Here is a 9,833-nt window from a genome sequence, read left to right on the forward strand (position 1 = left end):
AAATATGCTGAGACTAACCGGAACACCAATGATAATGCTCATTCTCTTAGAAAGGCCTTAATTGCGCCCAACATTGTTTCACCGATGCCAGACAGAAAAAAAGAGGCTTCACGCCTCTTTTAGATTTAGAATTTTTCTATCTCGGCGGCACTGACCGCCATTTCCTGGTAATTCCGATAATCAACTGCTCCGATGCTGGAGCCAAGCATATTGGATATTGAGAACAGCTCCATGGACGTCGCACTTTCAGCACTACCCTGGTGAACCTCATTAAGTACGATCACCGCGTAATCTCCACCCATAATTTCGAACCCAACAATATTATCTGCAAACTGTTCTTGCTTAGCTAAGGTAAACAGCTTGGTAACAACTTCACGGTTCAACATCACATCATCCCGTCGAACACCGTTATGCTGCTTCCAATTCACGCCCATTTCTTGAGCGACAGCAACAGCATCCTCACCCGCTGCGATTCTTGAACGATAAGCCTCTCCAACCGATGCCGCAAACTCTGCTGACTTACTTACTTTAATTTCGTCACGCACCTGCTCTTTTACAGATTCAAGCGGCAAAATGCTAGGCTCATGCAAAGCATCAACTCTAAACACAACAGAGCGACCTTCCGCAAATTCAATCAACTCACTGTTATTTTGCTCAGTAACCAGCTCATCCGAAAACAGCACCTTTTGTACTCTCGGGCTTGCGAAAATTTCATTCACAGTATCGCTAGAAACCCCAGCCAACTGCCTCACTTCAAGAGACAGCTCATCAGCTGCCTCTGCCAGATCAGGAGAAGAGTAAGTAATATCTGCAACATTTTCGGCCAGCTCCGCATATAACTGGTCAGCTTCTTCCTTACGATAACGCTCTTCAAGACCAGCACGCATTTCTTCAAATGCCGGAATTTCATTTGTTTCAATCGACTCAAGCTTAATCAAGTGATAACCAAATTCGGTCTTAACCGGAGCGGATACTTCTCCAGCGGCAAGCGCAAACAAAGCGTTCTCAAAATCCGCAACATACACGCCTTTACCAGAACGACCCAAATCACCTCCAGCAGACGCAGAACCTTCATCTTCTGACAACTCTTTAGCCAATGAATCGAACGCTTCACCTGCTAACAACCTAGCTTCTACTGCTTTGATTTTATCCAGTGCCTGCACTTCAGTCGTATCGTCATCAATTTTAATCAATATATGAGCAGCCGTTCGTTCTTCTTCACCTACGAATTCTGCTTTCTCAGTTTCGTACATTACCATGATTCGCTCTTCATCCACCTCAATTGATTCGGCAAGAGACGCGCGATCAATCGTTAAATAAGAGACATCAACATTACGCGCTTTCTTATACGCATCTTTATGCTCTTCATAATAAGTCGCGACATCTTCGTCACTTACCGCGATTGACTCTATATAATCACTTTTGAAAACTGTAGCCAGACCAAAGTCTCTTGTTTGACGATCCAATGCAACAATCTCATCTCTCTCGTTACCGACAACAAATGCTGAAGCGATCAAGCCTGAACGCGCCTGGTCAATAACAAACTGGGATTTCAAGGACTCTTTATATGATTTCAAAGTTAACGCAGCATTACGCAAAATCATCTGCATTCGTTCATTGCTGAACTTTCCATCGACCTTGAATTGGTCAATATTACGAATGTAGTTTTCAACAGCCTCGTCTGAGATATATAAATCTTTACCTTCTGCGTCCAATACCAAGATCTTTTCGTTGATCAGGCCTTCTAAAACTGAAGACTTTAACAAAGACTCTTCGATAAGATCCGGGTCTGCCCTTTCTCCCATCTGCGCAAGAATCTGGCGACGCTTACCTTCAACTGCCCTTAGGAAGTTACGCTCAGTAATCCCTTCACCATTCACCGTCGCTACTTCAGGTTCACCACTCAAACCTCCGACAATAGACTCTGCACCAAAAAGAGCAAAAACCACCACAATGACGCCAACAATAATCTTTGCGACAGTGCCTTGTGAATTATTACGAATGTCTTGAAGCATACCTTGATTCCTGATTCCCGGTTATTTCTTACTATGTTTATTCTTAATCGCTTACCGCCGCCGGCTTAATTTTTCAGAGCAAAGTCCTAAACCGTCATAAGCTTGTAATTTTTCTAGCCGCCGGATTGTACCCTACAGATCCTGATTTTAAAACAAATGAAATCACAAACGACTCCCCTTACTCACTGCATTAGTGAAAAATCCATCGTGTTGCCCCACAGCATTAGATTCAGACGCAAAATCTCCACGCTAAGCTAAACTTGTATAGCTCACTTAAAAACCTACTCAAGAACTCTTTTATGACCGCTACACACACTAAGCCACTCGTTCGCTCTAGGCTATCCAAATTCAATTCACCTCTTCTTGGTGCTTTTTTTTATCCTCGTCCTACTAATTGTAGGTAAAGCTAGCGCACAAACAGAACCCAGGTTATCCGAGTCATTTAGCGAAGCATCTTCTATGATCAAAGAAGCCAAGCTAAGTCAGCAAAAGATTAACAAAACAATCGCATCAACTGAGGCCTTACTTCGCGAATATCAAAGCTTATCGAGAGCCCTGGAACAAACAAATATAAACTTATCACATCAACAACAGATACATTCTCGCCAACAAACAACGTTGATTGACTATGAAGGCCAGCTATCGCAAGTATCGCAAACAGAGAACAGTTTGATACCAATGCTCCTGGAAATGATTGACTGGATTGATACGCAAGTAAATAACGACCTAGCTTTCCACCAACATAAGAGACTGGCACGTATCGCGGCACTCAAAGAAAAAGCATTTAACCCGGAAATACCGATAAGCCACCTTTACCACTCAGTGCTTGAAGCCTTTCAGATTGAAAACGAGTTTGGCTACAGCATTGAGTCATATCAGCAGGAGATCATAATTGATAACAAAGAAGTGGAAGCACAGATACTTCGGGTTGGGCGTATCGGAATGTATTTCCTCAGTCTTGATCAGCAAAGCGCTGGCTATTGGAGCCAACAAAAGCAAAGCTGGCTTCTGGCGAGCCCCGCCCTTCTTGAAAATGTTGCGCAAGGTATTAAGGTAGCCAAGAAGCAGCTTCCACCTTCCCTTTTAACACTTACTGTTGAAGCGGACGGAAATTAATACTATGAAACACCTCCAAAGCGCATTCATTATTTTCTGCCTGCTGACAACTCCTTGTTTGGCTAACGCTAGCACCGAACCGAACGGTAATCCGCAAAACACATTAAATAAGCTGTACCAAAAGATACAACAAGAAAGAACTCAGCAGGCTCAATCAAACCAAGCCCGAGAACGATCTTTTCAGCAACAAAAGCAGCAACAAAAAGAAAAACTTGCGGCCCTTCAAAAGGAGCTTTCCAATAAAAGAAAGGAACTTAAAACCCTCAACCAGACTGTTAGAAAAACCGAACAAAGCATTGACGATGCAAAACATCAGTTAGCAGAACGAAGTCACGCGCTAAAAGACCTGTTCTCTGTGTGGAAGCAAGCTGTTAAAGATGGTCAGTCGAATATGGAGGCCTCCATTATTAGTCATGAGTCACCTGCAAAGCTTGAAACATTTCGCATGCTGGCAACTAAAACAGCACTCCCCGACTCAGATGACTTAAGAGCCCTTTTCGAGCTACTTCAATATGATATTCAGCAAAACCGCCAAAGCCACACCTACCAAGGTGAAGTAATTACAGTAGATGGCCAGCGAAAACAGACGGTTATCCAACGCATTGGTACGTTTACCACGACCAGCGAAGGTAATTTTCTTGTTCACAACCCGGCGAATAACACTCTAAATACGCTTCCAATACAACCAAATTCAAAATACCAAAGAGTCGTTGAGCAAGCCGAATACCAGGCTCTAAGTCCCAACACACCCCTTACAGCGGTAATCGACCCTTCGAACGGTTTGATACTTGAACAGCTGGCACTGATTCCCAGCTTGGAAGATCGCTTCCACCAAGGCGGATATATTGGCTACGCCATTGTCACATTAGGTTTACTAGGGCTCTTACTAAGCTTGTTTAGATGGTTAACAATCAGCTACTCTCAACGAGCAATCAAAAAACAAATGAGATCACCGTAAATTGCAGACGCTAGCAATCCTCTTGGCCGAATAATTCAGGCCTATCAGGCATGCAAAGGAAATGAGGAAAGCAGTTCAAGTGACGAGCAAAGTACTCAGCTAAAACATGATACGCTTGAAGTTCAGCTACAAGAGATCGTTATGTCCGAGATGCCTAAGCTGGATAAGGGCCTGGGGACAATCAAACTACTCGCTGCAGTCGCCCCTCTTCTGGGCTTACTCGGCACCGTTGTTGGCATGATCAATACCTTTCAAAGTATTACTTTAGTCGGAAACGCAGACCCAAAACTAATGGCTGGCGGGATATCACAAGCGCTAATGACTACAGTTCTTGGACTACTGGTAGCCGTGCCACTACTATTCTCTCACAATCTGTTAGCAGCAAAGTCGAAAAAGGTTCTTATGTTCCTTAGCCAGCAAAGCCTAGGCTTTATTGCAAAATATATGAGTGAACAAGGCTCAATAGAAGCTAACGCAGCTCAAGACACTCGCCCTTCCAAGGCAGACTGTTAAGATGACGCAAATTGGTTTCGACTTTTACTCAAGCATTGATCAATTAATCAAGCTCGGTGGTTTACCTGTCGCGGCCATACTGGCTCTGAGTGTATTAATCTTTATACTTTTTTTTGAACGCTTACTATTCCTAAGTCTCAGCTTTAAAAATACAATTTCAATGTTGGAGAAGTACTGGAGCGAAAGTGCTAGCTTGGCAAAGTCAGGACTAAATTCCTGGGACAAGCAAAGAGTTCAGGAAGCGCTGCTTTCTGAGGCAAGAGCAATGACACGCCACTCTTTTTGGCTCTTGAGAGCAGCGATTATTGCTTGTCCGTTAATCGGGCTAATGGGCACGGTAAGTGGAATGGTACTTGTTTTTGATCAAATATCGTTAAGCGGAACTGGAAACCCTCGTTTGATGGCCTCGGGAATATTTCAGGCAACCCTGCCTACCATGGCAGGCATGCTGATATCGATTATAGGGCTTATTATGCAATACATTCTGCGCCGCTTAAGTTTGCGCGCACAAGGTATACTCAAGCATCAATTCCCCCTATTAGAAGAAGGGGGCGTCAAGGCATGAGAACGCGCTTTCCTTTTTTCAACAATGAAGAAGAAGACGTAGAAATCAATATGACACCAATGTTGGATGTCGTATTCATTCTGCTAATTTTCTTTATTGTTACCACCAGTTTCATTCGCGAAGCGGGCGCTAACATTAACCGCCCTCAAGCCCAGACATCCAGCACACTGCCTCAACAGGCAATTATTGTAGCAATCACAGCTCAAAATAAAGTGTGGATCGATCAACGGCAAGTTGAACCACAAACCATCAGACGCAATATTGAGCGTTTATTGAGTGAGTCGCCAGAAAGCACTGTCATCCTCCAGGCCGATGAGCATGCACGGACCGGTTTATTGATACAGGCATTGGACCAGTGCAAACTTGCAGGCGCCAAGAACATCGCCGTTGCGACACGCAAAGAATCAAACAGTGGAATCTAGGTTTATGGATAACACCATTTGTCGACTGCCGCTAAGTCAAAGCCTTACACGTTGGGTACTCGCCGCCCTATTAGCCATAATCTGTGTATTAGCCATTAGCAAGCTTATGACGAGTCTGATTACTCCGCTTAGCGTCGAAGCTGCGATCTACAAATTTCTCAGCATTGACTTCATTCGGATTGAAGCAAACTCTTCAAGCGCGCCCGAGCAAGAAGAAGAGCTGCCACCACCCGAAGAAGCAGAACCTGAACCACCCAAACCCAAACTAATCGATCAAGCAGCGTTTAACCCCCGGCTTCCAAAGCTTTCGCTAGACTTGAGCCCTATCGATACACCTTCGGTGCCACTTTCATTAAGCCCACCTGAATTCCCGGCAAGTTCCCTTAAACCCATACAAAGTGCCGCCCCGAGTTTTGATGAGCAACTGTTTCCCTTGCTCACGCCAGACCCGCTCTACCCCAGAAGAGCAAAACGCGCAAGACTGGAAGGATGGGTTAATATTAGCTTCACTATAGGCTTGAATGGAAGCGTGAGTGATGTACAAGTCCTAAGCGCCGAACCAGAGGGCATTTTTGAAAACAACACCATACGTGCCGTCAAAAATTGGAAATTCAAACCTCAGCTTCTCGGGGGAAAGCCTAGCACTCGTCGGGTTGTTCAAACCATTAATTTTACTCTGGAAAAATAATGCTTTGGTTTATGTTTCGACACGCACATAGACGCCTTACTTTCCTGGTATTATCCGTGGCTTTGCTGAGCACCGGCGAAGCCTGTTCTGCTGACTATTCATTCAATGTACCGAGCGAGGTTTTGGAGTTACAGCCGAACAAGCATGCCCAAATCAATAGCCGAACCCAGCGAACACTTGCCCAAGCCTGGAGCGACTTTGAAAAGCAGCAAAGTGCCAAAGCACTTAGCACTCTAGAACGCGTTATTTCTGAAAATCAGCACAATCCCGTGGCTACATCTTATGCGCTCTATTCTGCCTCTCAGATCCTTGCTCAACTCGAACAATATGAACTGGCGATTGGCTTAATACAATTGCTTTTACGACTAGACTCTCTGAATGAGTCGTCCCAGGTTAAACAACATCTGCTGCTTGCCCAGCTGCAAATTCAAACAGGGCACTTTAGTGAAGCAAGCCAAGCGCTGCAAACACTCATATCATCCCAACAACCGAATCAGAGTATAGAACCAGAACAGCTAAGTGAGTGGTATTACTTACTGTCTTATTCACAGTTCCAGACTAAAGACTACTCAAACTGCTTTAACAGCGCCAAACATGCCTTAAAATTGGCTCACCCTAAGCAAGAAGCGCTTTATCAACTACAACTCAATAGCTTATTAGCGCTTAAAGATTACCCCGCGAGCAGACTTATCATCGAGAAGCTAATATCGCTCGAACCCACCAAAAAGGCTTATTGGCAACAATGGGTGCGTATAGCGATTCAATTAGGTGAGCATCAACAAGCCCTATCGGGCATGGAACTACTAAAAGAAACACAAGCCCTTAGTGCTACAGAAGTTTTACACTTATCACAATTACAGCTATCAGAAGGCCTACCTTTCCAGGCAGCTCTAATCCTCGAAGCCGCTCTAAGCGAGAAAACTGTCAAAGCCACAGCTGCGAATATTAAAAGGCTAGCCTATAGCAGGGAACAGGCAGGCCATAATGAGAAAGCCATAGATATACTAAGTTCTAGCTCCTTTATCACCAACTACCAGGACTCTGCTGACAACCTAGCAATTTTAAAACAGTTAAGCCGGCTCTTGGTTAAACAGGCCTTATGGAATGAAGTGATTCAAGTCATCCACGAGGTGAGTGGAGGTTCCTACATGCAATGGTTAGCTCTCGAGAAAGACTATAACAAAGACAAGGTTTTGATCGGTCTGGAGTTAGGTAGGTCTTTATTTTATTCTGACAAACTCAATATGGCTGAAACTTTGTTTACTGCGCTTGACGATCACTTGAGTAAGCTAAAACAAAGCAAGGCAAACCGCCACCAAGCCGACACTATCGATATTCACATCATCGAAAAACAATTAGCTCAGTGGACAAATTACCTTGCCAACATTAGCAAGCATTAGACGTTTAAAAGTCGATAATGCCTTGGACAGGCTCATCTATCGTAAGCTGCATTAACTCTTCATTACTGAGATTTTTGTACTTATCTGCTAGCTTGGCAATGCTCTTAACCAGCCCTCGGCAATCTTTTCCTGCCGCCTCACACTTATCCATATAGCGCTTAACAGTTGGCTGAAATGCCTTGACCCATGCTTGCTGCTCAGGCTCACTAAACTTTATAATTTCAACACCCTGCTCGGCCAAGGTATTTTGTGCAGTTTGTGCAAATTCTTCAGTGCGCTGCACAACAGCCAAAGCCAATTTCTGCTGAAAGTCCGACAGTAACTGCTTGGTTGGTTTATTCAGCCGATCAAAGCTACGACGATTCATACAAGTCTCAATGGTCGTTGGTGCAATATTCAACTCTGTATAGTACTTGGCTTGCTCATAAATTTTAAAAGGAATAAAGCCCATATCAACCCAAACGATTGCATCAACCACGCCTTGCTGTAGGGCTGAATAGATCTCTGGAAACGGAATACGAACAACAGAGTAGCCTAAGTCTTCTGCCGCACCCGGCGCATTCATAAATGACACCACCTTTTTGCCTTTTAAGTCTTCAGGTCTACGAATAGGTGTTTTGCTCATTAAGCTTAGAGGTCTCACTGGCATAACATGTGCTGGATAAACACCTCGTCGAGTGAACTCCTCAGCCAAGCCATCAGCCATTAGCTCGTTCACAATTCGTGCAGTTAAGTAAGGGTTGGAAGGGGCTATATAGGGGAGCTGGATGGTTTTAAACAACTCAAAACCTTTTGCTTCGGCCAGTGTATAACACGTCCCAAAATCAGCCACGCCAGCGCGTAAAGCTTTGAAGCCTCCGGTGACACCATAGAGAGACCCACCGCCATACATTTTAATTTGCAATTCGTTGTTGGTTTTACGTTGTATCCAATCAATCCCTTTCTGCCAAACCGGTGGTAAATGAGAAACAGGAGGCGCCGGGTGTGCAAACTTCCACTGTGTCACTTTGCCACTCGTCGGGATCGAACCACCCTCCTCTAGCAACCAGGCGTCAACAGGTGTCGCGGAATAGGAAGTTGACGCGCCACTCATGAAGGCCAACACAAACCCAAGCATACGAAGCATTGCTTTAATTCTCTTAAACAACTCTTTTTATCTTTTATTATCGATATTGTTAACACTTAACGCCTGACTGACAGCCAGTTGGATATCCATAATTATGACAAATATCAATTCATGGACTACATTGTATAAACCTACAGTTCTATAAGAGATTGGTCAACGTGTCAGCCACAATCACCGACGATATTCCCTATTCAGGTTACTGCGCCCCTGGCTATGAAGCCGTGAAGGAGGCTTTTCTAGTAAACCTCAAAGAACGGAATGAAATTGGCGCTAGCGTTGCCGCCTATAATCACGGCGAAAAGGTAGTCGACTTATGGGGGGGGGGTTATAAGGATAAAGGTAAAACACAACTCTGGGAGGAGGATACTCTTTGCTGCGTTATGTCCGTTACCAAAGCTATCGCTTCCCTCGCTGTACTCTCACTTGCGGACAGAGGAATCATCGATCTCGACCAGCCTGTCTGCACGTATTGGACAGAGTTTGCTCAGGCGGGAAAAGACAAAATCACAGTACGCTGCGTTTTGGCTCAACTCGCAGGCGTTCCTGTTGCCGATGCAGCGCCTGCCGGTTCCCTCTATCAAAAAGGGGTTGTCGAGCAAGCATTAGAAGTTCAAGCACCACTTTGGCCCGCAGGCTCTACTCCCTGCTACCACTCTTTTACTCATGGCCCTCTGTGCCAGGCTTTGATCAGTAAGTGTACCGGTCAAACCTTAGGGCAATATTTGCAAGAAGAAATATTTGGGCCAAACAATATTGAATTCTACCTAGGCATGAATGAAAGCCAGATTACTCGTTGCGCCGATATCGTCATATCTAATGGTGTTCCTACCTTACAACAAGTCAACGACCCAAACTCTTTACTTGCTAGAGCTTGGAAACCAATCCCGGACCCTCAGCGTATGTTTGAGGACCCTGATTTCCGAACCCACGAGTTCGGGTCTGGCAATGGCCATAGTAACGCTAGAAATATCGCAAAGATTTATAGCCTATTGTCAATGGAAGGAACTATCGATGAACTCAATCGAGACCA

Annotated in this window: 10 protein-coding genes; 8 read left to right on the top strand and 2 right to left on the bottom strand. The window is 44.6% G+C overall.

Annotated features, from left to right (window positions below; genetic code table 11):
* Positions 1 to 125 precede the first annotated feature (125 nt).
* A complete protein-coding gene (locus A3761_RS11605; RefSeq protein WP_068514852.1) occupies positions 126 to 2,015 on the bottom strand; it encodes a SurA N-terminal domain-containing protein in 1,890 nt (629 codons plus the stop codon).
* 366 nt (positions 2,016 to 2,381) lie between these two features.
* Here A3761_RS11605 and A3761_RS11610 point away from each other — a divergent pair, with 366 nt between their 5' ends.
* Genes A3761_RS11610 through A3761_RS11640 form a run of 7 tightly spaced genes read left to right on the top strand, consistent with a single transcriptional unit; the run spans position 2,382 to position 7,677 of the window.
* Positions 2,382 to 3,131, top strand: a complete 750-nt coding sequence (locus A3761_RS11610) for a DUF3450 domain-containing protein (protein WP_197473025.1) — start codon at positions 2,382 to 2,384, stop codon at positions 3,129 to 3,131.
* Positions 3,132 to 3,135: 4 nt separating this feature from the next.
* Entirely contained in the window at positions 3,136 to 4,089 is a 954-nt protein-coding gene (locus A3761_RS11615) for a hypothetical protein (protein WP_068514846.1), read from the top strand.
* A gap of 33 nt (positions 4,090 to 4,122) precedes the next feature.
* Positions 4,123 to 4,602, top strand: coding sequence for a MotA/TolQ/ExbB proton channel family protein (locus tag A3761_RS11620; protein WP_255374942.1), 480 nt, complete (start codon positions 4,123 to 4,125; stop codon positions 4,600 to 4,602).
* A 1-nt stretch (position 4,603) separates the two neighbouring features.
* Positions 4,604 to 5,167, top strand: a complete 564-nt coding sequence (locus tag A3761_RS11625; protein ID WP_068514152.1) for a MotA/TolQ/ExbB proton channel family protein — start codon at positions 4,604 to 4,606, stop codon at positions 5,165 to 5,167.
* Entirely contained in the window at positions 5,164 to 5,589 is a 426-nt protein-coding gene (locus A3761_RS11630; protein WP_068514839.1) for a biopolymer transporter ExbD, read from the top strand. Before A3761_RS11625 ends, A3761_RS11630 begins: the two co-directional genes overlap by 4 nt.
* A gap of 4 nt (positions 5,590 to 5,593) precedes the next feature.
* A complete protein-coding gene (locus A3761_RS11635; RefSeq protein ID WP_068514837.1) occupies positions 5,594 to 6,277 on the top strand; it encodes an energy transducer TonB in 684 nt (227 codons plus the stop codon).
* 56 nt (positions 6,278 to 6,333) lie between these two features.
* The gene (locus A3761_RS11640) at positions 6,334 to 7,677 is read left to right on the top strand and encodes a lipopolysaccharide assembly protein LapB (protein WP_156491806.1); all 1,344 of its coding nucleotides are present in this window, start codon (positions 6,334 to 6,336) and stop codon (positions 7,675 to 7,677) included.
* A 4-nt stretch (positions 7,678 to 7,681) separates the two neighbouring features.
* Here the strand turns inward: A3761_RS11640 and A3761_RS11645 are convergent, their stop codons facing one another.
* Complete coding sequence (locus A3761_RS11645; protein ID WP_068514830.1) at positions 7,682 to 8,803, bottom strand: TRAP transporter substrate-binding protein; 1,122 nt, start codon at positions 8,801 to 8,803, stop codon at positions 7,682 to 7,684.
* 158 nt (positions 8,804 to 8,961) lie between these two features.
* Between A3761_RS11645 and A3761_RS11650 the strand changes: the two genes are divergently transcribed.
* On the top strand, positions 8,962 to 9,833 hold an 872-nt coding region (locus tag A3761_RS11650), incomplete at its 3' end, for a serine hydrolase domain-containing protein (protein ID WP_068750243.1).

The sequence above is a fragment of the Oleiphilus sp. HI0123 genome (genome assembly GCF_001635315.1).